This window comes from Dyella amyloliquefaciens (assembly GCF_004296575.1).
GTDB classification, from domain to species: Bacteria; Pseudomonadota; Gammaproteobacteria; order Xanthomonadales; family Rhodanobacteraceae; genus Dyella; species Dyella amyloliquefaciens.
In genome coordinates, this window is the sequence record NZ_SAYT01000009.1 from 1 (window position 1) to 21,420 (window position 21,420).

A 21,420-nucleotide genomic window follows, 5' to 3' on the forward strand; every position below is an offset into this window, starting at 1 on the left:
GGACTGGCTGGGCCGTAGGCCCGGCCAGCGCCACGCGGGGTGCCGTTCTCTTTGGTTACTTTCTCTTGGGCAAGCAAGAGAAAGTGACCCGGGCCGCGGCAGCGGTCCGGAAGCCCGCGGCAGGCGAGCAGTCTTCCGGGGACGTTACATGCGGAAGCCGAGAGCAGAGTCACTGGATTCCCGCTTTCGCGGGAATGACGGTGCGAACCGAGGCGAAAAGCGGTCGCGCACAGGGTGCGCTCCTACAAAAAAGCGAGAGAGAAAAAGAAAGGGCCCGCGAACATGTCGCGAGCCCTCGCCCATCTACTGCCCAAGAAGAGAGCAGATCAGAAAGCCAGCACCGCTTACTGCTTCACCGGCTTCACATACGTATTGAACAACTCATCAATACGACGGTACTCGTCGTACCACGAATCCGGATGGACAAAGCCATGGCGCTCCATCGGATACAGCGACATCCAGAAATTGCTCTTGTGCAGCTCGATGAAGCGCTGGTACAGGCGAATGGTGTCGCTGGTCAGCACGTTGTCGTCGATCAGGCCGTGCTGCATCAGCAGCGGATCCTGCAGCTTGTCGGCGTACATGATCGGCGAGCTGGTCGCGTAGGCCTCCGGATCCAGCTGGGGATCGTTGAGGATGTTGGAGGTGTATTCGTGGTTGTAGCTGGTCCAGTCGGTGACCGGACGCAACGCGGAACCGGCAGCAAACTCACCCGGCGCGCGCAGCAGCGCGATCAGCGTCATGAAGCCGCCGTAGCTGCCGCCATAAATGCCCACGCGCTTCGGATCGACGCCGCGGTTCTTCACCAGCCACGCCTTGCCGTCGAGCAGGTCTTCCAGTTCCGGATGACCCATCTGGCGATAGATCGCAGTGCGCCAGTCGCGGCCGTAGCCATCGGAGGCGCGGTAATCCATGTCCAGCACTACATAACCCTGCTGCACCAGCAGGTTGTGGAACATCTGCTCACGGAAGTAGTTGGAGTACGACAGCGTGACGTTCTGCAGGTAGCCCGCGCCATGCACGAAGATCACCGCCGGACGCGATGCGGCTGCACCGGCATCGGCCGGGCCGTAGTACTTCGACCAGATCGTGCCCGCGCCATGCGAGGAGGGCACCGGCACGATCTGCGGCTGCAGCCACTGGTGCGCGGTGTACTCCGGCTTCATGGTGTTGGTGAGTTCGCGCGGCGCGCCACCGGCGGCATCCTGCACGGCCAGCTGCGCCAGCACGTAGGGCGAGGAATGCAGCACGGCAAGCTGGCGACCATCCGGCGACAGCGCGAAATCGTCCATGCCCTGGTACTGCGTGAGGCGGGTCAGTGCGCCACCATTGGTCGGCACGCGGTAGACGTCATAGCTGTACGGCGCGACCTGGTTGGTGCGCAGGTAGAACCACTGGCCGTCCTCGCTGAGCACCGGATGGCTCACCTCAAACTTGCCGCTGGTCAGCGCCTTTGCCTTGCTGGCGAGCGACTTGGTGTAGAGCTGCGAGTAGCCGGTTTCTTCGCTGAGATACCACAGCGTGCGGCCGTCCTTGAGCCAGCCGAAATCGTTGAAGTTCCAGTTGATCCACGCGTTGTCGGTGAGGCGGTGCTGCGGCACCAGCGCGTGCTTGTCGAAGTCGACGCTGGCGATCCAGCGGTCCTTGTTGTCGATGGCGCGCAGCTGGATGGCGACGTTCTGGCCGTCGTCGCTCCATGCGATGCCGCCGCCACCGCCGTCCTCGGCGTTGGAAACGATGCGCACGGCACGCAGGTCCGGCGCCTTCAGCGCCTTGGCTTCGTCGCTCTTGCCGTCCTTCTGCAGGGCCGCGATGGTCTTGGCGCGAATGTCCTTGAGCGGGTCGTCCTTGATGCCGGGCAGGCCGTCGGTCTTCAGCGGATAGAACTTCGCGGACTTGAGGTCCACCAGCACCAGCGACTGCGGCGCGGGATCGTCGCGGCCCACGTAGGTGCGCGTTTCCTGCTGCTCGGCATAGCCGGACTCGGTGACATAGTGGGTAACCTCGGGGCGCTTGCCGCCCTTGGCACCCTTGGGCTTGGTGACGACCACCATCCAGCGGCCATCGGGCGAAAGCTCGGTATCGGCCGGCTCGCCGCCTTCGCCGAGGTAGATCGGCTTGGGTGCGCGGCCAGCATCGGCGGCGATCAGTTCGTCGTCACGGGAGCGCTGGGCGTCCTTGTCCGACTTGTTCTCGCGCAGCGACTTGAACAGCGACAGCTGTTCGCGGCCCAGGCCATCCGGCTCCTTGGCCTGCGGGTCGTCGATGAAGCGCAGCACGGCGGCCGGCGCGGTCACGCCGCTGGCCAGGTCATAGGTGAACCAGCTGATGCCCTGGCGGTACTGCAGCGTGCGGCCGTCGCTGGAGAAGCGCGGCGAGGACTCCGCCTCCGTCGTCTGCGTCACCTGGACGCGACGGCCGCTGGTGAGGTCCAGCATGAAGACGTCGCCGTGGAAGATATAGGCGGCATGGCGATGAGAGCGGTCGAACACCGCCGGGCCTTCCGCCTGCGCCATCGCGGCCGGTTCCAGCTTCACGCTCTGCCCGCTGGCGGGATCGACGCGATACAGGTCACGCACCTTGCTGCCATCGCGCTTGAGTGCGTAGTACAGGCTGCGGCCGTCCGCGCTCCAGTAGGGCGACTCCACCGCGGCACCGATCCAGTCCGGATTGGCCATGACGGTTTCCAGGTCCAGCTGTCCGCCTGGCGCAGGTGGCGACATGGCAGCCGCGGGCAACGCGGCGAGGGCGGCAAGGCCAGCGAACAGCATTTGGCGCATGGAAGGCTCCACAGTCAAAAGGGCGGAGCATAGCGGCACGCGCGAGGCTGGCAAGCGCCGTTGGTATGGGTTCAAAGTAGCCACCTAGGCAGCTAGTCTTGTTGGCTAGCCTTGCCGCCCGGTTGCTTCCCCCACAGCACCGCGCGGCCTCACCTTGAACAGGTTCCCTGTCGGCTGAAGTGCAGGTGGCGCGTTGAGTGAGTTTCGTGGCGTGCCGCCTGGCAGGCTGTAAAGATCCCCCTTCCCCCGGCAGATCCCCATGTCCCTTCCCACCGTCGAGATCGAAACCTCCGCCAACCCGACGCATAGCGTGATCTGGCTGCATGGCCTGGGCGCGGACGGCAACGACTTCGCCCCCATCGTGCCGGAACTGGTCGACCCGAACTGGCCTGCGCTGCGCTTCGTGTTTCCGCATGCGCCGGTGCGTCCGGTCACGGTCAACGGCGGCATGCCGATGCGCGCGTGGTACGACATCGTCGGCGTGGACCTGGTATCGCGCCAGGACGAAACCGGCATGCGCGCGTCCATCGCCAGCGTCGAAACCCTGATCGCTCGCGAGAACGAGCGCGGCGTGCCCACCAGCCGCATCCTGCTCGCCGGCTTCTCGCAGGGCGGCGCCATCGCGCTTGCCGCGGGCCTGCGCCATGCCGACCGGCTGGCCGGCATCATCGCGCTGTCCACCTACCTGCCCATGCAGGGTTCGTTTGCGGAAGAGCGCACCGCAGCCAACGCCGTGGCGCCGATCTTCTGGGGCCATGGCACCGGGGATCCGATCGTGCCGCTCACCCGCGGCGTCGGCTCGCGCGACCTGTTGCAGTCGCTGGGCTACCAGGTGTCCTGGCACACCTACCCGATGCCGCATTCGGTATGCGCCGAGGAAGTGACTGACCTGCGCAACTGGATGAGCGCTCGTCTGGCGGACTGAGCCGGATCGCAGATGCACCCACACGCATGCGGCATACTCCGCCGCATGAGGGAGTCCAACGACGATCCGCACGCGCCCATCCGCAAGGGTCCCCACCCGCTGCCTGATTTCTGCAGCGCGCCGGTGATCTTTGCGCTGCTGGTGGTGGCCGCGGTCACCGTCACCGTGATGTGGCTGGCGCCCAACAACAGCCATGGCTGGCGCGGCTACAGCGTCGGCACGCTGTTCGCCGAATGGCTGGCCCTGGTGATCGGCGTCGCGCTGTGCAAGCTCAGCCCCTGGCTGCAACGGCTGCCCGGCCACGGACCCTATGCCGGCGTGTGGCTGGTGATGGTGCTGATCGTCGGCGCCGGCAGCGTCGTGGTGCACTGGATGGACGGGGCGATGCAGATGCAGTTGCTCACGGACACCACCGGCGACTTCGTGCTCAACAACACCGCGATCGCCGCGCTGCTCGGCGCGGCGATGCTGCGCTACTTCTACCTGCAGGCGCAATGGCAGACCCGCCTGGAAGCCGTGACGCAGGCACAGGTCGCGGCGCTGCAGGCACGCATCCGTCCGCACTTCCTGTTCAACAGCATGAATACCGTGGCGGCCCTCGTGCGCGTCGACCCCGCAGCGGCGGAGCGCACGGTGGAAGATCTTTCCGAGCTCTTCCGCGCAGCCCTGGGCGAACACAGCACGCGCGACGGCACGCTGGGCGACGAACTGGGCCTGGTCGAACGCTACCTCGACATCGAACAACTGCGCCTGGGCGAACGCCTGCGCATACGCCGCGAGCTGCACGACCTGCCGGCGGACTACCCGTTGCCGCGCCTGCTGCTGCAACCGCTGGTGGAGAACGCGGTGCGCCACGGCATCCAGCCGCTGCGCGAGGGGGGCGAGATCATCCTGCGCGGGCACCGCGAAGGCGAGGGCATCCTGATCGAGATCGACAATCCACTGTCCGGCGTACCCACGCCGGGCGGCCACGGCCACGGGCTGGACAACGTGCGCCAGCGCGTAGCCTATCGTTACGGCGCACGCGGGCGCGTCACGGTCGGCCCGGTCGGCGATCGCTTCGTGGTGCGGCTGCAACTTCCCGGACAAGCAGGTTTCCATGCGCGTACTGATCGTTGACGACGAACCGCTGGCACGCGCGCGCCTCGCCTCGCTGCTTGGCGAATGCAACGACGTCGAAGTCGTTGGCAGCGTCAGTGACGGCGACACGGCGATGGCCGCGCTCGGCGACCTGCAACCCGACGTTCTGCTGCTGGACATCAACATGCCCGGCCTCACCGGCACGGCGCTCGCGCAGCGCCTGGCCGGTCGCAAGCGCCCGCTGGTGGTGTTCTGCACGGCCTATGAGAACCATGCGCTGCACGCGTTCGATCTTGGCGCGGTCGACTACCTGCTCAAGCCCGTGCGCCTGGAGCGGCTCAACGAAGCCCTGCAACGCGCCAGCCAGCGCCTGCAGCAGCTGCCGCGCGAAACGGTGAGTTACCTGCACGGTCGACTGCGTGGCGAGCAGGTGAGGGTGGCGCTCAACGACGTGATCAGCCTGCTGGCCGAGGAAAAGTACGTGGTGGTGCAACACCGCGGCGGGCAGCTGTTGCTGGAGGAGTCGCTGCGGCAGCTGGAAGAGGCCTACCCGGACCAGCTGATCCGCCTGCACCGCAATTGCCTGGTGCCGTCACAGCGGCTGGTCGGGCTCAAGACACTCGCCGACGGCCGTGTCCTGGCCCGCCTCAGCGGCACCGAATTCACGCCCGAGGTGAGCCGCCGCAACCTGCCTGCGCTGCGCAAGCTGTTGCGCATGGGGTAGCACGTGCGACCTCGTGCGACGCGCACGGGCACTGCGTTGGCGGCCTGATTACGCGACAATGTCGATCCCCGACGACGCATCGTGCGCCGCCTCCACCGAGAGCCCCATGACGCCATCCATCCTGCGCATCGCCACCCGCAAGAGCGCGCTCGCCCTGTGGCAGGCCGAGCACGTTGCCGCCGAATTGCGCGCGACCCATCCCGGCCTGGTGGTCGAGCTGGTGCCGATGTCCACGCGGGGTGACGAGATCCTGGACAAGCCGCTGGCCACCATCGGCGGCAAGGGCCTGTTCCTCAAGGAACTGGAAGTGGCGATGCTGGAAGGACGCGCCGATCTGGCGGTGCATTCGCTGAAGGACGTGCCGGCCGAACTGGAACCGGGCTTTACCCTGCCCGCGATCCTGCCGCGCGCGGATGCGGCCGACGCCTTCGTCAGCAACGACTACGCGGATCTCGCCGCGCTGCCGCTGGGCGCCCGCGTGGGCACGTCCTCGCTGCGCCGCCAGGCGCAGCTGCGTGCCACCCGGCCCGACCTGACCCTGCTCGATCTGCGCGGCAACGTGGGCACGCGCCTGTCCAAGCTGGACGCCGGCCACTACGACGCGATCCTGCTCGCCTGCGCGGGCCTGGAACGACTCGGACTGTCCTCGCGCATCCGCAGTCGCCTCACCGCGCCGGACTGGCTGCCGGCACCGGGTCAGGCGGCCATCGCCATCGAGGCGCGCAGCGACCAGCCGGCCGTGCTCGAACTGCTGTCCGCGCTGGACGATGCGCAGACGCGGCTGGCCGTGACGGCCGAGCGCGCGATGAACCACGCCCTGGGCGGCAGCTGCACGGTGCCGGTGGGTGCCTGGTGCACCCTCACCGAACGCGGCTTGCACCTGCGCGGCATGGTGGGTGACGTGAGCAGCGGACGACTGCTGCTGGCCGAAGCCCAGGCGGAAGGCGACCAGGCCGAGGCGCTGGGCAAGCGCGTGGCCGAGGCCTTGTTCGAGCAAGGCGCCGGCGCATTGCTGGGGCCGTAACCACCTTTGTTGTGGGAGCGCACCCTGTGCGCGACGAGCCCACAAAACCCGTGCGCGGAATACGTGATCGCGACAGCCGGCTGAAACGATCACGCCACTGCGCTGCGGTCGCGCACAGGGTGCGCTCCCACAGCACGGCCGTCGCATGACGCTTAGAAGTTGTAGACCAGATTCGTGGTCAGCAACGTATCGGTGTTGTCCGTGCCCGGCTGCACGTCGCTGTTGTAGCGCACCTGGTAGCCAAGCTTGAGCGCCATCTTGCGCGTCATGCTGACCGACAGGCCGATGTCGTTCTGGTAGTACTTGTTCTTCGAACCCGCTTCGAGCAGCAGCGTGTCTTCGAGCGCGGTGTTGGTGGTGAGGCGGTACTTGTAGTTGATCAGTCCGCGGCCGACCACTTCGCTCTGCGAATCCTGCTTCACCTTCACGGTTTCGCCGTTCACCGTCTCATCGATATCGGCCGGACGGTACTGCTTGTAACCGGGGCCGGCTTCGAACGACAGCTCGGTGCTTTCCGTCTTCAGCGCGATGTAGCCGTAGCCCACCGAGACGATGCCCTGCCACAGGTTGGCGCCGAAGTCGTCATGCTCGTAACGCGCCGCGGTCACGATGTAGCTGCGCGGATCGAGCTTGTAGCCCACCGAAGCGCCCGCGTCGTAACGATTGGCAGTGGTGGTGAGGCGATCGATCGTGTTGCCTTGCTGGTCCTGCACTTCGACATCGCCCTTGGAGCGCAGGCCGTTGAGGAAGAAGTTGTTCTTCCAGAGGTCGTTTTCCTGGCTGAGGCCAAGCTTGGCGTTGGCGTTCTCGGAACGGGAGTTGCCGTAGGAGGACGCGAAGCCGAATTCGCCTGAGCCGGTCCAGCCGCCGTTGTCGGCGGGGTTGGTGGCCGGCGCATCATCAGCCTGCGCGCCAAAACTCACCAGCGCCGCGAGCAAAGCGCCCGCCATCAGGGTGTTCTTCATGGTATTCGTTCCATTTTCGTTAAAATAAGGCAGCCGCCACCTTAGCGGAGCGGATTGAACTGCCAGTGAATCGGGCGCCTCACGCGGGGCGGAAATGGCGCCACGGAGCCAATCAGCGGCTGTCAGGGAGTGCCGCCAGGGCCCCATCATACAAACTAAGCTCGGTCGCCATACCGATCATGCAGCTCACCGCGGCCAGCAGGGTGATCGGCATCACCCCCCGGCCGAAGCTGGCCAGCACCAGTCCCAGGCAGGGAATGGCGTACGCCATCAGGGCCGCCAGATAGCGCCGCGGCTGCAGTTCGAAGCGCGTCCTGGGCCCCGGCATGTGAGGCAATACGGCCTGCCAGCGCAGGTTTTCGATCAGGCCACGCAGCAGCGCCAGCAGCAGCAGGCCGATGATCCAGGGCATGGGATGGCGGATGGCGTCTTCGCCCTCCTGTGCTGCGACACATGACCACAGCCACAGGCCACCGCCATACGTGGCCGATACCACGCGGCTGAGCGGCAACTGCGTGGCCAGACGCTCGTCGAGGCCGGGCGCCTGCCGCCGCGCGTCGCCGCGGGCCGTGATGATGATGCTGACCAGGCTGCTCAGCGCGAGCGCCGCGCCGGTCAGTCGCGTGGCCCAGAACGCGTTGTCGCCGCGAACCAGACCGGCCACGGCCATCACCGGCAGCAGGGTCGCGAGGGCGATCAACGCATCACGGGTGGGCCGTGAGCCGCGTCCAATGATCCAGCCATGCCAGCTGGGCATCCACGGCGAATGCAGGCAGGCGGCGACCAGGCCCGCGATCGCCAGCGCGCCACCAAGTGCCAGCGCCACCAGCGCATCGCCACGGCCATCGGGAAATACGCCGACCGCCAGCGCGAGTCCGGCCAGCATCCACAGGCCGAAACCGTCGTGGCCGGATACCACCAGCAAGGTGCTTCCCAGCCGACGGCGTTGGACGAGTGGAGAGCCTTCGTCCGAGTCGAAGACGGCGTGCTGCTTGGTCGCGCGGCGCTGCTTCATGAGTTTTGTGTCTTTTGTGCGTGAAGGGCGGATCATGGATGCATCACCACGGCGTGATGCCATCCACTTCCACCATCCGATGTACTTGCGGCGACTGCCAACGGTGCGCATGCTACGCGGAGACAGCCGGCGAAAATCATTTCATGGATCGTTACGAGCGCATTCTCACCCTGCACCGGTTGCTGAAATCGGCGCACTATCCGGTGCCCCTGCCGCGCCTGATGGACGAGCTGGAATGCTCGCGCGCGACGCTGTATCGCGACGTGGCCTTCCTGCGCGACGCACTCGGCGCCCCCATCGAAAGCGCGGGCGGCGAACATGCCGCGTTCCGCTATGCGGTGGGCGAGGGCGAGCGCTTCGAACTGCCGGGCTTGTGGTTGACCTCCGACGAACTCGCCGCGCTGCTCGCGCTGAACGAGCTGATCGGCCGCAGTGGTCCGGGTGTACTTGCGGGTGCGCTCGCGCCATTCAAGGCGCGCATTGAACACCTGTTGTCCGACCAGGGCAGCGGCAAGGCCTTGCCAATCGAACGCATCCGCGTCATCGCGTGGGGCGAACGCAAGCTGGACCAGCAGGTGTTCCGCATCGTCGCCGGCGCGGTGCTCGAGCGGAAGCAGCTGCGTTTCCGCTATCGCGCGCGCACCACCAACGCCGACAGCCATCGCCGCGTGTCGCCGCAACGCCTGACCCACTATCGCGACAACTGGTACCTCGATGTATGGGACCACGACCGCGAGGCGCTGCGCAGTTTCGCGGTGGATCGCATCGCCGAGCCGCAGGCGCTGGAAGACGCCGCGCGCGACGTGCCCGAGCAGGAACTCAACGGCGCGCTGGCCTCCAGCTACGGCATTTTCGCCGGCGCACCCAAGGCCTGGGCCACCATCCGCTTCTCGCAGCACGCCGCACGCTGGGTGGCTGACGAGCACTGGCATTCGCAGCAGAAGGGCGAATGGTTGACCGACGGTCGCTACGAGCTGCAGGTGCCCTATTCCAACTCCAAGGAACTGCTGATGGACGTGCTCAAGTATGGTCCGGATGCAGAGGTCGTCGCGCCGCTGTCGCTGCGCGAAGAAATGAAGATCCAGCTGCAGCTCGCTCTGGGCGGCTACCAGCAGGCGCCGCGCTGAGCGCCTGCTTCTTCGGCACTTGAGGTCACGCACGCCAGGACGATGGCGTGCCCCGGCGTCGCCTCTTGCCATTACGACACGCCAGGGCGAGGCTAGCGCCATCGTCCGTCGCCCCGCCGTGCGTTTCATGAAGCCCACCGACATCGCCGAATCCTCAGCCCTTCCCACCGATACGCTTGCCATCCGAAAACCGACCGTCGCGCTGGCACTTGGTTCCGGTGGTGCGAAAGGCCTGGCGCATATCGGCGCCATCGAGGAAATCGTTGCGCAGGGCTACGACATCGTCGCCATCGCCGGCACCTCGATGGGTGCGCTGATCGGCGGCATCTATGCGATGGGCAAGCTCGACATCTATCGCGAATGGGTCTCGGCGCTGGCCAAGATGGACGTGCTCAAGCTGGTCGACTGGACCTTTTCCGGCGGTGGCCTGATCAAGGGCGAGCGGATCATCGAGACCCTGCGCGAGCTCATCGGCGATGCGCGCATCGAAGACCTGCCGCTCGCCTTCACCGCGGTTGCCACCGATCTCGATCGCGAACGCGAGGTGTGGCTCACCCGCGGCCCGCTGTTCGACGCCATCCGCGCGTCCATCGCCATTCCCACGGTGTTCCGCCCTTACGTGCTCTCGGATCGCCGCCTGATCGACGGCGGCCTGCTCAATCCGGTACCGGTGACGCCGCTGATCCGCGAGGCCGCCGATTACCTGTTCGCCGTCAGCGTGGATGGGCCACCGGACCTGAGCACGCCCGAAGAAGTGCCGGCCACACCCACCGAGGATCCGGACAGTTATCGCTCGCGCATCGGTGATTTCATCAGCAAGCTGATGCCGCAAGGCGTCGACAAGCCACGCGAACCCGGCATGCTCGAACTGCTCACGCAGTCGATGGACCTGATGCAGGCCAACCTGTCACGCCTTCGCCTGGCGGCCTACGAGCCGGACCTGTTGATCCGGCTGCCGCGCAACGTCGCGAGCGTCTACGAGTTCTACCGCGCACGCGAACTGATCGAGATGGGTCGCCAGCAGGCCAGGACAGCGCTGGAAGGCTGGCAGCCGAACCATCGCATCAATGGGGCCCGTGTGCCTTGAGCCAGGCGTCGAGGTAACTCTTCAGCGCGACGGCGTTGTTGTGGTCTTCGTCGCGTGCGCCAAACAGCAGCGTGATGCGGCGCCGCGACGCCTTGCTGGCCAGCGGTTGCCAGTATTCCGCGGCATCGTCGAGTTCGGTCGCGTAGCGATGCCGGAATCCCTCCCAGCGTGCAGGATCATGGCCGAACCATTTGCGCAGTGATTGCGAAGGCGCCAGCTCCTTGGGCCATTCGTCCAGGGCCGCGTCTTCCTTCTTGAGTCCCCGCGGCCACAGGCGATCGACCAACACCCGATAACCGTCGCTCTTGGCGGCGGGTTCATAGACGCGCTTGACGACAATGCTCATGGGCGGGCGGCCTGCCAAAGCAAGGATCATCAGCATACGCCGATGAAAAACGCGTTGACGGCTCGTTACCCGCCCGCATCGGGCGAGATGAACGTTGTCTTAGAGTTCTTCGACCTGGGTGACCTTGCCACGACGCATCAGCCACGCCACGCCGCGCAGATCCGCGATGCCGACCCACAGGCGATCGAGCATGCCGTACTTGGACGTGCCCGCCGTGCGCGGACGATGCCCGACCGGCACGCTGGTGCTCTGGAAGCCCGCGCGCTTCACCAGCGCAGGCAGATAGCGGTGCATGTGGTCGAAGTAGGGCAGGCGCATGAACACGTCGCGATCGAACAGCTTCAGGCCGCAGCCGGTATCCGGCGTGGAATCCTTGAGCATGCGCGAACGCACCGCGTTGGCGATCTTGGACGAGATGCGCTTGTTGAAGCTGTCGCGACGCGTGGTACGCCAGCCGGCGAACAGGCGCACGTTGGCCTGGGCCTTGTCACGCTCGGCAAGCAGCTTGGGGATGTCGGCCGGATCGTTCTGGCCATCACCGTCCAGCGTGGCGATCCACGGCGAACGCGCCGCGCGCACGCCATTCCACACCGCCGTGCTCTGCCCGCTGCGGGTCAGGTGCCGCACGATGCGCAGCTCCGGGTAATTCGGCTTCTGACCGGCAAGCACCGCCACGCTGTCGTCGCTGGAGTCGTCGTCCACGTACACGACCTCGAAGTCGACCTTGCCACGCAGGGCAGCGGCGATTTCGGCGAGCAGCGGCGGAATGTTGTCGCGCTCGTTGAATACCGGCACGACGACGGACAGTTGGGGCATGGGGAAAGCCTTGTCTGAAGCAGGGGGCGCTTGGCGCCAGGGCGCCATTCTAGTGGGTGGAAGGCTTGGCGTCAGGTGTGGGGTGGACTGAGGGGTACGCATCCCACCGCACTGGCTACCTGGCCAGGCTGTTGAGGCTCGGCGCTCATTGTGGGAGCGCACCCTGTGCGCGACCGCCTTTGGCGTCGGTCATCAGTTCTTGTTGTCACTCGGCCTTCGGTAGCCATGCTATCGCCAGGGTGCCGCTTACGACGCAAAGCTAGTCCCTGTGGGACGCGGCGGGCGTTTCGATCCCCTGCCGGCGACGCGAAGCTAGTCCCGTGGGACGCTCGAGTCACTTTTCTTTTGCTGGCCCACGCACGCGCAAGAGCGCGTGCTAACGGCGAAGCCGGCCCGAAGGGCGGAGGGCAGGATGCCCGGAGTCAAAGAAAAGTAACCCAAAGAAAATGGCCTTCAGAGCCAGGGCTCATAGCGGTACGAGGGATAGAAGCGCCGGAGGACTGTGGCAAGCCGAATCAGAGGCGTGCTACCTCCAAGGGTGCGGCTACACCGCAACACGCCCATGCGCTGAGGACTTAAGGCAGGACTGGCGCACGACAAATGCACTCCGCGAACCACCCCACTTCTCCCTCTCCCCTCCGGGGAGAGGGCTGGGGTGAGGGGACAATCTCGCAAGAGCACTCAAAGGCACCAAAGCCCGCTTTAAGTCCTCACCGCCACGACGCGTCGCGGTGTAGCCGCTCGCCAGCGGCGGAGGCCGTCGCAATCAGGGCTCCGCAACCTTCCAAAGCTTTTCCCTACATATCGCTACCAGCTCTTCAGGTCATTTTCTTTGGGTTACTTTTCTTTTGGACCAGCAAAAGAAAAGTGACTCGAGCTCCGGCAGGAGATCGAAACGCCCGCTGCGTAAGCGGCACCCTGGCCATAACGAAGCTACCAAAGGCCAAAGTCACGGGATGACTCGCTACGCTCGCCCCTTCGGGGCCGCCCTACGGGCGTTCTGCGCGCTACGCGCTTGTCCTGCCTTCGCAGGAATGACGAGCATGAAGACCGAGGCGAAAGGCGATCGCGCACTGGGTGCGCTCCTACAGAAGACCGCCAAAAAGAAAGGGCCCGCGACCACGTCGCGAGCCCCCATCTACCCATCCGCCAAAAAGGACCCCGAGGCGCAGCCAAGCCAGCCACCGCGCCAGCCATCCCTCAGCGAATCTTCCCCAGGATTCCATCCAGCTCGTCGTTGCTGTGATAGTGGATCACCAGCTTGCCCTTGCCGCCGCGGCCATGTGCCACTTCCACGCGGGTAGCAAAGCGCTCGGCCAGTTCGCGTTCCAGCGCATCGACGTTCGGATCGCGAGCGGGAGCGTTCTTGGCTTTGCCCTTGGGCGCGGTCTGCGCGCGACGAGCAGCTTCTTCCAGCTCGCGCACGCTCCAGCCGCGACGGGAGGCTTCCAGGGCAAGGCCTTCGGCCATGCTCTCCGGCAGCGTAATCAGGCAGCGCGCGTGGCCCATCTCCAGCTTGCCCTCGTCGAGCAGGCGCTTGATCGACACCGGTAGTTCGGTGAGGCGCAGCATGTTGGACACGGAAGCGCGCGAGCGGCCCACCGCATCGGCAGCCTGCTGGTGCGTGAGGTCGAAGTCGTCAATGAGGCGCTTCAGCGCGTCGGCTTCTTCCAGCGGAGTGAGGTCCTGGCGCTGGATGTTCTCGATCAGCGCCATGGCCGGCACGGCCACTTCCGGCACGTCCTTCACCAGCACCGGAAGCTCGTGCAGCTGCGCGCGCTGGGCGGCGCGCCAGCGGCGTTCGCCGGCGATCAGCTCGAACATGTTGTTGCCGATGGCGCGGACCACCACCGGCTGGATCAGGCCCTGCGCGCGGATGGAGGCGGCCAGTTCGTCCAGCGCCTCGTCGTTCCAGTGGCGGCGCGGCTGGTACTTGCCGGGCTGGATCTGCTGGATCGGCAGCGTGCGCAGCTCGCCTTCCTGCTCGAGCACCGAGGGCTTGCCGGGTTCGTCGTTGCCGCCCAGCAGCACATCGAGCCCGCGTCCCAGGCCCCGTTTTTTCGCAGCGGACATGCTTACTCCTGATGGATGTCGACGATGTCGTCGAGCGTCGCGTCTGAGTCGTCGTGCAGCATCGGCGTCACCACCTCGTTCGCGGCATCCTGCGTGGCCGCGTTCAACCCGCGCTCGCGACGGATCATTTCGCCGGCGAGGCCGATGTAGGCGATGGCGCCGCGTGAGCTGCGGTCGTACAGGTGGATCGGCTGCCCATGGCTGGGCGCTTCGGCGAGACGCACGTTGCGCGGAATGATCGAGCGCAGCACCTTGTCGCCGAAATGCTGGGTGAGCTGCGCCGACACTTCGTTGCCGAGGTTGTTGCGCACGTCGTACATGGTGCGCAGCAGGCCTTCGATTTCCAGCGCGGGATTGAGGCGCTGGCGCACGGCCTTCACCGTGTCGAGCAGGCTGGAAAGGCCTTCCAGCGCGAAGTATTCGCACTGCACCGGGATCAGCAGGCCATTCGCGGCGGCCAGCGCGTTGAGCGTCAGCAGGTGCAGCGACGGCGGGCAGTCGATCAGGATGGTGTCGTAACGGTCGGCGATCTTTTCGAGCTGCTCCTTGAGCCGGCTCTCGCGCGCGATTGCGTCCATCAGCTTCAGCTCGGCCGCGGTGAGGTCACCGTTGCCGGGCAGCAGGTCATAGTTCGCCTCGGTGCGGACGATCGCCTTGTCGATCGGCGCTTCGTCCAGCAGCACTTCGCAGCCGTTGGGCTTGGCTTCGCGCTTGTCGACACCGGACGCCATCGTCGCGTTGCCCTGCGGGTCGAGATCGACCAGCAGCACCTTGCGCTTGGCGGCAGCCAGCGCAGCGGCGAGATTGACGGCGGTGGTGGTTTTGCCCACGCCGCCCTTCTGGTTGGCGACAGCGATGATGCGAGCCATGTGTCGTCGTTACCGTGGACGATGGAAAAGGGGGCTAGATTAGCAGCCTGTCCGGCCGAGCACGACGAGATGCCGCTCACCGCCGACATCCGGCACATCGAGCGCATGGATGGCGCGGACCTCGAAGCCCTCCGGCACGCCGGGCAGCTCCTCCTCGGGATGCCTGCCCTTCATGGCCAGCCATATGCCGTCCTTGGTCAAAAGATGACCACCCCAGGTCAGCATGTCGTCGAGGCTCGCGAAGGCGCGGGCGGTGATGCAATCGAACTGGCCTTCCACCTCTTCCACGCGGGACTGCACCGCGCGCACGTTCTCCAGCTTCAGCGAACGAATGGCCTCGCGCAGGAAGCGGACCTTCTTGCCGTTGGAGTCGACCAGCAACACCTGGCGTTCCGGTGTGGCAATGGCGATGGGGATGCCGGGCAGGCCAGGGCCGGTGCCGAGATCCGCCAGCGTGGCGCCCTGTACGTAGGGGAGGATCGCCAGCGAGTCGACCAGATGCCGGCTCACCATCTCGGCCGGGTCGCGAATGGCGGTGAGATTGTAGGTGGCGTTCCAGCGCGCGAGCAGGGCCTGGTAGTCGAGCAACCGCTCAACCGCGCCGGCCGGCAGCTGCACGCCCAGCGCGGCGATGCCGTGTTCCAGCCGGGTTTGCAGGTCGTGGCGGGCGGTCATGGCGGGAACACCTTGGAGAAACGGGGCCGCAAGTATCCGGGCGCGCAGCCGCTGACGCCAGCGTGGGCAAAGAAAAACCCGCCGAAGCGGGTTCTAAAGGGTCTCCCCTGGGCGGGCGATCTTGTGGGCCACCTCGCCTTTTGGCCTGCCGGCTTGCTGCCCGGTCAGGCGAATTCCAGTTCCACGCGCGTCACCATCATGCCGCGCTCGCGCAGGGCGGTGTTCATCACCTGCTTGAGGCGCGAACCCAGGTCGCGACGATCAGCGCTGAAAGCCTCGGGCTCCTCGCGCAGCGCGGCCAACGCGCCACCACGGATCAACTGATCGGCCTGCTCGATGACCGAATCGGCGCGCTCGGGCTCCAGCACCTGCCAGTAGACCGTGCCACGCACGTCATGGGCGTTCGGCAGCGGCTCCTGGAAACGGAGTACCTGGCCGCTGAGGTTGATGTGGTGCTCGACGTGGTCGACCAGGGGCAGCGTCATGTGGACGCCGGGCTGGAGCAGTCGGTAGGGCTTGCCGCGCCGATAGAGGCTATGCACCTGGTCGGCCGGTACGCGCTTGATCGCGGTGGCGAACATCGCGATCAGGGCCAGGACAACGAGAGTAATGAGTGCATTCATGGCATTAGCGAAAACAACGAGTTATGTGTGGATCTTCCGCATCGACTGTAGATTGATGGTACAGCCGATTGGGCCCCCTTAGATTAATCTCAATTTAACGACAACCTAAGGCCTTCTAACAACTGCACTTTTGGCGTATGTGTCTGATTTTGTGAACCAAGTGGCAGGCAAGAAGGGCATGCATCGACCGGGCCAAGTGGTGATTTATTCACCAACTTCGTCCTACGAAAGGTTAACGGCCGGCGAAAAATCGGCTTGAATGTTAAGCGCGCCCACAAAAAAGCCACCCCTTCCGTTGGCAGGGGTGGCTTCTTCAACGGCGGAGTCGGAGCAGCCTCTAGCAGGGCTGCTCCGGGGCGGATCAGAACTTGCCGGCGCGAAAGTCCGCGATCGCCTGATGGATCTCAGCGGGCGTGTTCATCACGAACGGTCCGTAGCGGGTAACGGCCTCATTGAGCGGGTGGCCGGCCACCAGCAACACGCGGGTTGCCGTGTCCCGGGCTGCGATGCGCAAGTCGCCACTACGCGACAGCACCGCCAGCTCGCTGCGGGCCACCGGTTCACCGGCCACCTCCGCGTCCTTGCCGTCGAACACGTAGGCAAAGCCCGCGTGGCCTTCCGGCAGCGGAATCGTGACCGAGGCACCCGGTTGCACGGCGATGTCGAGGTAGATCGGCTGCGTGACGATCTCCGCCACGGGGCCGGTCGCGCCAGCGAACTCGCCGGCGATCACCTTCACCTCGACGCCTTCCGCCGGACGCGCGACCGGAATGCGCTCCGGACCGATGTCCTGATAGCGCGGTGCGATCATCTTGTCCTTCGCCGGCAGGTTCACCCACAGCTGGAAACCCCACATCAGGCCGTCTTCCTGCTCGGGCATTTCCGAATGCAGGATGCCGCGGCCCGCGGTCATCCACTGCACGCTGCCCGGCACAAGGTCACCACTGTTGCCGTGGTTGTCGTGGTGCTTCATGTGGCCGGCGAGCATGTAGGTCACGGTCTCGAAGCCGCGATGCGGATGCTCGGGAAAGCCGGCGATGTAATCGCCCGCCTGGTCGGAACGAAACTCGTCCAGCAGCAGGAACGGATCGAGCATGTCCAGGCCCGGCTGGCCGATCACGCGCTTGAGCTTCACGCCCGCACCATCGGACGTGTCGGTGCCGCGGATGCGGCGAAGAATGCTGCGTTCGGTCATGGCTGGTCTCCAAGGATTTGGACTGCCCACCATGATGATGCTGCGCGTGCTTCCACCCAAGACATGAAACGGGAACGGATTGTTCGCGCAGTGCGAGGAGTGGGTAACCGGAGAAGGGCGGTAACGCGCCCTTCCCTTACTCCTTTCCAATCACTCCCGCCCTCAATGCACCCAGTGCCCGCTACGGTGGCGCGGTGGCGGGGAGTGCGGTTCGCTCTCGCTGGTCACTTTCACTGCCGCTTCCAGTTCCGCCTCGGTGGCGGGATGCTCGTGCCAGTAATGGTTCACCGCGCCAAGCACGGTCGGCACCTGGGTCAGGCACTCGTCGTATTCCTCGTCGCTGAGCTTTTCGAACTCGGCATCCGCGTTGAGGATGCCTTCGTCCACTGCCAGCGCCATCACCGGACCGAGCATTTCCATCAGTTGTGGATCGTCGGCCAGGCGCTTTTCCCACAGGCCGGCGCGCAGGTCGATGCCGCGGCTGAAGCCTTCGCACCAGCCAGCGGCTGACAGCACCGGGCCGGTTTCGGTTTCCACTTCACCGAGGATGGGTTCGTATGCGTCAACGTCGAGTTCGGCGTTGATCGAGTCGTTGAGCTTCGCCAGCAAGGCGAGCACGCGGTTGCCTTCGGTCTCATCCGCGAACGGTTCGTGCAGCACTTCCGGCAACCACTCTTCCGGCAGCACCTGCAGCGGCCCCACCGCCAGCGCCGACAGCAGACCGTGCACGCCGTCCAGCAGCAAGTCGCCCTCGCCGACATGGGCGCGCAGGTATTGGTCCAGTTCCTCTAGTTCGTTGTCGTCCAGCGAACTGGGCCAGTCGGTCTTGGGTGTATTCATCAGCTACCCGTGTTTCGTTTTGCTAGATATCCAGATCAACCGTTACCGGCGTGTGATCCGAAGGTCGCTCCCAGGTCCGCGGCGTGCGATCGATGGCAGCGGCTTTTGCGGCGGATTTCAATGCATCGCCGACCAGGATCAGGTCGATGCGCAAACCCATGTTGCGCCGGAACGCACCCTGGCGGTAGTCCCACCAAGTGTAGTGTTCACCGGCTGGTTCGAACAGGCGGAAGCTGTCGTGCAGGCCCAGGTCGGTGATGCGCTTGAGCGCCTCGCGCTCCGGCGGCGAGCACAGAATGTCTTCGCCCCAGGCGACCGGGTCGTACACGTCGCGATCATCCGGCGCGATGTTGAAATCACCCAGCACCACCAGGTTCGGATGGCGCTCGATTTCGCGGGCGAGGAACTCGCGCATCTTGGCCAGCCAGTCCAGCTTGTAGGCGTATTTCTCGTCGCCCACTGCCTTGCCGTTGACCACGTAGAGATCGACCACGCGCACGCCACCGACGGTGGCGGCGAGAATGCGGCGTTGCGGATCGTCCAGGTTCGGAATGTCGGTGACGACATCGCCGAACTCGCCATGCACGTCTGCGCGCGCGAGCAGAGCCACGCCGTTGTAGGTCTTCTGGCCGGAGAACACCGCGCGATAGCCGGCCGCGGCCAGCTCATCGACGGGGAACTTCGCGTCTTCCAGCTTGGTTTCCTGCAACGCCACCACGTCCGGCTGCGCATCGGCCAGCCACTGGGTGAGGTGCGGCATGCGCACCTTCAGCGAGTTCACGTTCCATGAGGCGATTTTCATCGGCGCATTGTAACCGCGACCGCCGCCCGCGAACGGATGGCGGTCGCGATGCTCATGCCAGGCCGTGGCTGCGCAGCAGCGCCTCGGGTTCCGGCGCTCGGCCGCGGAAGGCGACGAAGCTCTCCATGGCCGGGCGGCTGGCGCCCACCGCAAGGATTTCACGACGGAAGCGGTCGCCGGTAGCGCGGTCGATCACCCCGTGTTCCTCGAACTCGCCGAACGCATCGGCACTCAGCAGTTCGGCCCACAGGTAACTGTAGTAACCGGCTGCGTAGCCGCCCGCGAAGATGTGCGAGAACGCATGCGGGAAGCGCTGCCATGCGGGTGGATGCAGTACGGCGACGTCGTGGCGCACGTGCTCCAGCACCTCCATCGCGCGCGCACCCTTCGCCGGCTCGTACTCCAGGTGCAGCAGGAAGTCGAACATGGCGAATTCCAGCTGGCGCACGAGGAACAGGCCGGCATGGAAATGCCGCGCCGCCAGCATGCGCTCGAACAGCTCGTCGGGCAGGCGCTCGCCGGTTTCGTAGTGACGCGCGAACAAGTCCAGCGCTTCGCGGTTCCAGCCGAAGTTCTCCATGAACTGGCTGGGCAGTTCCACTGCGTCCCACTCCACGCCGTCGATGCCACCGATGGACGGCAGCGCGATCTCGGTAAGCAGGTGGTGCAGGCCGTGGCCGAATTCGTGGAACAGGGTGAGCACGTCGTCGTGCGTGAGCAGCGCGGGGCGGCCCTCGGTCGGCGGTGCGAAATTGCAGGTGAGGAAGGCCACCGGCAGCTGCTCGTGGTCGCCATCTCGGAAGCGGGCGCGGCACACGTCCATCCATGCGCCGCCACGCTTGCCGTTGCGTGCATAGAGATCCACGTAGGCACCAGCGAACACGCGCCCATCCGCATCGCGCACGTCGTAGTAGAGAACGTCCGCATGCCACGTATCGACGTCGTCGCGCACGCTGAGCGAAATGCCGTAGAGGCGCTCGGTGAGGCCGAACAGGCCGTCGATCACCGCCGGCAGCGGGAAGTAGGGCTTGAGCTGTTCCTCGTCCAGGTCGTACTGCTGCTGGCGCAGCTTCTCCGAGGCGTAGCCCACGTCCCAGGATTCGAGGTTGTCGAGCTTGAGTTCGGTGGTGGCGAAGTCGCGCAGCTCCACCAGCTCGGCGCGCGCCACCGGCTTGGCGCGTTCGGCGAGATCACGCAGGAACTCCATCACCTGGGCGGGTGATGCCGCCATCTTGGTGGCCAGCGATTCCTCCGCCGCGTTCGCGAAGCCGAGCAGCTGGGCTGCCTCGAAGCGCAACGCCATGATGCGGTCGATGCGTTCGCTGTTGTCGAACTTGCCGGCGTGCGGTCCCTGGTCGGAAGCGCGCGTCTGGTACGCCCAGTACACGCGTTCGCGCAGGCCACGGTTGTCGGCGTAAGTGAGTACGGCCTGCACGCTGGGCTGCTTGAGCGTGACGAGGTAACCCTCGAGCTTCTGCTCCTTGGCGTACTGGCGCAGCACCGCGCGGCCGGATTCGGGAATGCCGGCGAGGTCGCGTTCGTCGGTGATGTGCTCGTGCCACGCATCCGTCGCATCGAGCACGGCGTTGGAAAACTCGGTGGACAGGCGGCTGAGCTCCACGCCGATCTCGCGGAAGCGGGTGCGTGCCGGCTCTTCCAGCGCCACGCCGGACAGCCGGAAGTCGCGCAACGCGTGTTCCACCAGCGCACGTTCCGGGCGCGGCAGGCTGGCGAAGTCGGGCGCATCGGCCAGCGCCTGCACGGCCTGGTAGAGCGCGCGGTTCTGGCCCAGCTCGATGGCGTGGTCGGTGAGCTTTTCTTCCGCTGGTCCGTAGACCTTGCGCAGCGCTTCGCTGTCGGCCACGGAGTGCAGGTGGCTCACCGGCGCCCAGGCGCGGGCGAGGCGTTGCTCGAGACGTTCCTGCGGGAGCATCACGCTGGCGAAATCGTGCGGCGCGCCGGGGGCGATCAGCGCATCGATACCGGTGCGATAGTCGGCCAGGATGGTGTCGATGGCGGGGGTGACCTGCTCGGGTCGGATCTGCGAAAACGCCGGCAGCGCGTCATCGGCCAGCAGCGGATTGTCTTGTTCCATTGAATTCCTCCAGTCGCGCCAGCGTGGCGACCCGATCTGGCGAAATCAAGCGCGCCGCCAGCGTCTAGCCAGCCTGCGCTCATGATTTGTCACATCCCCTGCCTAACCTTCCGGCATGCGTAAGGCGACACTGGGCAAATATCACCACCGTCATGATGTCTGGAAGGCCCGCTGGCGGCGCCGCACGGCGCCGACAAGACTGGCCGTCTTGTCAAGCCGGGCGGCGCCGCCAGCGGGCCTTCCAGACATCACCCCATCCATTCAAATCCAGTGCGTGGGGCCCGTCGTGTCTGTCCACAGGCCTTCGGTCCGTTGCCTCGACAGACAACCAGTCTGCCTTCGCCAACCGCCCTGTGCCC

General features: G+C 65.7%; 19 protein-coding genes. 6 read left to right on the forward strand and 13 right to left on the reverse strand.

Features of this window, described 5'->3' with window-relative positions; translation table 11 throughout:
- Nucleotides 1-344: 344 nt before the first annotated feature.
- Nucleotides 345-2,780, reverse strand: a complete 2,436-nt coding sequence (locus EPB08_RS19330; protein ID WP_130620767.1) for a S9 family peptidase — start codon at nt 2,778-2,780, stop codon at nt 345-347.
- A gap of 259 nt (nt 2,781-3,039) precedes the next feature.
- On the opposite strand from EPB08_RS19330, the gene EPB08_RS19335 reads away from it, so the two are divergent.
- From EPB08_RS19335 to hemC, 4 genes are all read left to right on the forward strand, one after another.
- Nucleotides 3,040-3,705: an alpha/beta hydrolase gene (locus EPB08_RS19335; RefSeq protein ID WP_130620768.1), complete on the forward strand. Its 666-nt coding sequence runs from the start codon at nt 3,040-3,042 to the stop codon at nt 3,703-3,705.
- Between the two features lie 45 nt (nt 3,706-3,750).
- Nucleotides 3,751-4,824: a sensor histidine kinase gene (locus tag EPB08_RS19340; protein ID WP_130620769.1), complete on the forward strand. Its 1,074-nt coding sequence runs from the start codon at nt 3,751-3,753 to the stop codon at nt 4,822-4,824.
- Nucleotides 4,805-5,509, forward strand: coding sequence for a LytR/AlgR family response regulator transcription factor (locus EPB08_RS19345; RefSeq protein ID WP_130620770.1), 705 nt, complete (start codon nt 4,805-4,807; stop codon nt 5,507-5,509). Before EPB08_RS19340 ends, EPB08_RS19345 begins: the two co-directional genes overlap by 20 nt.
- 106 nt (nt 5,510-5,615) lie before the next feature.
- On the forward strand, nt 5,616-6,533 hold the full coding sequence (gene hemC, locus EPB08_RS19350) for a hydroxymethylbilane synthase (protein WP_130620771.1): 918 nt from the start codon (nt 5,616-5,618) through the stop codon (nt 6,531-6,533).
- 152 nt (nt 6,534-6,685) lie between these two features.
- Here the strand turns inward: hemC and EPB08_RS19355 are convergent, their stop codons facing one another.
- Nucleotides 6,686-7,498, reverse strand: coding sequence for a DUF481 domain-containing protein (locus tag EPB08_RS19355; RefSeq protein ID WP_130620772.1), 813 nt, complete (start codon nt 7,496-7,498; stop codon nt 6,686-6,688).
- A 112-nt stretch (nt 7,499-7,610) separates the two neighbouring features.
- The gene (locus EPB08_RS19360; protein WP_130620773.1) at nt 7,611-8,513 is read right to left on the reverse strand and encodes a hypothetical protein; all 903 of its coding nucleotides are present in this window, start codon (nt 8,511-8,513) and stop codon (nt 7,611-7,613) included.
- Between the two features lie 143 nt (nt 8,514-8,656).
- Here EPB08_RS19360 and EPB08_RS19365 point away from each other — a divergent pair, with 143 nt between their 5' ends.
- The gene (locus EPB08_RS19365; RefSeq protein ID WP_130620774.1) at nt 8,657-9,640 is read left to right on the forward strand and encodes a helix-turn-helix transcriptional regulator; all 984 of its coding nucleotides are present in this window, start codon (nt 8,657-8,659) and stop codon (nt 9,638-9,640) included.
- A 127-nt stretch (nt 9,641-9,767) separates the two neighbouring features.
- Nucleotides 9,768-10,727, forward strand: a complete 960-nt coding sequence (locus EPB08_RS19370; RefSeq protein ID WP_130620775.1) for a patatin-like phospholipase family protein — start codon at nt 9,768-9,770, stop codon at nt 10,725-10,727.
- Here EPB08_RS19370 and EPB08_RS19375 read toward each other — a convergent pair.
- The 10 genes from EPB08_RS19375 to EPB08_RS19420 all read right to left on the reverse strand — a co-directional run bounded on the left by EPB08_RS19375 (nt 10,705) and on the right by EPB08_RS19420 (nt 21,061).
- Nucleotides 10,705-11,073, reverse strand: coding sequence for a DUF488 domain-containing protein (locus EPB08_RS19375; RefSeq protein ID WP_130620776.1), 369 nt, complete (start codon nt 11,071-11,073; stop codon nt 10,705-10,707). The genes EPB08_RS19370 and EPB08_RS19375 overlap by 23 nt on opposite strands.
- A 99-nt stretch (nt 11,074-11,172) precedes the next feature.
- Nucleotides 11,173-11,889 carry a glycosyltransferase gene (locus tag EPB08_RS19380; RefSeq protein WP_130620777.1) on the reverse strand — a complete coding sequence of 239 codons (717 nt, stop codon included), beginning with the start codon at nt 11,887-11,889 and terminating at the stop codon, nt 11,173-11,175.
- 1,200 nt (nt 11,890-13,089) lie between these two features.
- On the reverse strand, nt 13,090-13,962 hold the full coding sequence (locus EPB08_RS19385) for a ParB/RepB/Spo0J family partition protein (RefSeq protein ID WP_205746412.1): 873 nt from the start codon (nt 13,960-13,962) through the stop codon (nt 13,090-13,092).
- A gap of 2 nt (nt 13,963-13,964) precedes the next feature.
- Nucleotides 13,965-14,831 (reverse strand): ParA family protein, encoded by an 867-nt coding sequence (locus tag EPB08_RS19390; RefSeq protein WP_130620778.1) that lies wholly within the window; start codon nt 14,829-14,831, stop codon nt 13,965-13,967.
- Nucleotides 14,832-14,870: 39 nt separating this feature from the next.
- Entirely contained in the window at nt 14,871-15,506 is a 636-nt protein-coding gene (gene rsmG / locus EPB08_RS19395) for a 16S rRNA (guanine(527)-N(7))-methyltransferase RsmG (RefSeq protein ID WP_130620779.1), read from the reverse strand.
- A 164-nt stretch (nt 15,507-15,670) separates the two neighbouring features.
- A complete protein-coding gene (locus tag EPB08_RS19400; RefSeq protein WP_130620780.1) occupies nt 15,671-16,129 on the reverse strand; it encodes an SPFH domain-containing protein in 459 nt (152 codons plus the stop codon).
- 361 nt (nt 16,130-16,490) lie between these two features.
- Nucleotides 16,491-17,324 carry a pirin family protein gene (locus tag EPB08_RS19405; protein WP_130620781.1) on the reverse strand — a complete coding sequence of 278 codons (834 nt, stop codon included), beginning with the start codon at nt 17,322-17,324 and terminating at the stop codon, nt 16,491-16,493.
- A 162-nt stretch (nt 17,325-17,486) separates the two neighbouring features.
- Nucleotides 17,487-18,164: a YecA/YgfB family protein gene (locus tag EPB08_RS19410; RefSeq protein ID WP_130620782.1), complete on the reverse strand. Its 678-nt coding sequence runs from the start codon at nt 18,162-18,164 to the stop codon at nt 17,487-17,489.
- A gap of 22 nt (nt 18,165-18,186) precedes the next feature.
- Nucleotides 18,187-18,966, reverse strand: coding sequence for an exodeoxyribonuclease III (gene xth / locus EPB08_RS19415; protein ID WP_130620783.1), 780 nt, complete (start codon nt 18,964-18,966; stop codon nt 18,187-18,189).
- Between the two features lie 52 nt (nt 18,967-19,018).
- The gene (locus tag EPB08_RS19420) at nt 19,019-21,061 is read right to left on the reverse strand and encodes a M3 family metallopeptidase (RefSeq protein ID WP_130620784.1); all 2,043 of its coding nucleotides are present in this window, start codon (nt 21,059-21,061) and stop codon (nt 19,019-19,021) included.
- Nucleotides 21,062-21,420: the final 359 nt, after the last annotated feature.

Coding starts and splice junctions, on each gene's coding strand:
- EPB08_RS19330 (WP_130620767.1), bottom strand. CDS start 2,780: ATGCGCCAAATGCTGTTCGCTGGCCTTGCCGCCCTCGCCGCGTTGCCC.
- EPB08_RS19335 (WP_130620768.1), top strand. CDS start 3,040: ATGTCCCTTCCCACCGTCGAGATCGAAACCTCCGCCAACCCGACGCAT.
- EPB08_RS19340 (WP_130620769.1), top strand. CDS start 3,751: ATGAGGGAGTCCAACGACGATCCGCACGCGCCCATCCGCAAGGGTCCC.
- EPB08_RS19345 (WP_130620770.1), top strand. CDS start 4,805: ATGCGCGTACTGATCGTTGACGACGAACCGCTGGCACGCGCGCGCCTC.
- hemC (WP_130620771.1), top strand. CDS start 5,616: ATGACGCCATCCATCCTGCGCATCGCCACCCGCAAGAGCGCGCTCGCC.
- EPB08_RS19355 (WP_130620772.1), bottom strand. CDS start 7,498: ATGAAGAACACCCTGATGGCGGGCGCTTTGCTCGCGGCGCTGGTGAGT.
- EPB08_RS19360 (WP_130620773.1), bottom strand. CDS start 8,513: ATGAAGCAGCGCCGCGCGACCAAGCAGCACGCCGTCTTCGACTCGGAC.
- EPB08_RS19365 (WP_130620774.1), top strand. CDS start 8,657: ATGGATCGTTACGAGCGCATTCTCACCCTGCACCGGTTGCTGAAATCG.
- EPB08_RS19370 (WP_130620775.1), top strand. CDS start 9,768: ATGAAGCCCACCGACATCGCCGAATCCTCAGCCCTTCCCACCGATACG.
- EPB08_RS19375 (WP_130620776.1), bottom strand. CDS start 11,073: ATGAGCATTGTCGTCAAGCGCGTCTATGAACCCGCCGCCAAGAGCGAC.
- EPB08_RS19380 (WP_130620777.1), bottom strand. CDS start 11,889: ATGCCCCAACTGTCCGTCGTCGTGCCGGTATTCAACGAGCGCGACAAC.
- EPB08_RS19385 (WP_205746412.1), bottom strand. CDS start 13,962: ATGTCCGCTGCGAAAAAACGGGGCCTGGGACGCGGGCTCGATGTGCTG.
- EPB08_RS19390 (WP_130620778.1), bottom strand. CDS start 14,831: ATGGCTCGCATCATCGCTGTCGCCAACCAGAAGGGCGGCGTGGGCAAA.
- rsmG (WP_130620779.1), bottom strand. CDS start 15,506: ATGACCGCCCGCCACGACCTGCAAACCCGGCTGGAACACGGCATCGCC.
- EPB08_RS19400 (WP_130620780.1), bottom strand. CDS start 16,129: ATGAATGCACTCATTACTCTCGTTGTCCTGGCCCTGATCGCGATGTTC.
- EPB08_RS19405 (WP_130620781.1), bottom strand. CDS start 17,324: ATGACCGAACGCAGCATTCTTCGCCGCATCCGCGGCACCGACACGTCC.
- EPB08_RS19410 (WP_130620782.1), bottom strand. CDS start 18,164: ATGAATACACCCAAGACCGACTGGCCCAGTTCGCTGGACGACAACGAA.
- xth (WP_130620783.1), bottom strand. CDS start 18,966: ATGAAAATCGCCTCATGGAACGTGAACTCGCTGAAGGTGCGCATGCCG.
- EPB08_RS19420 (WP_130620784.1), bottom strand. CDS start 21,061: ATGGAACAAGACAATCCGCTGCTGGCCGATGACGCGCTGCCGGCGTTT.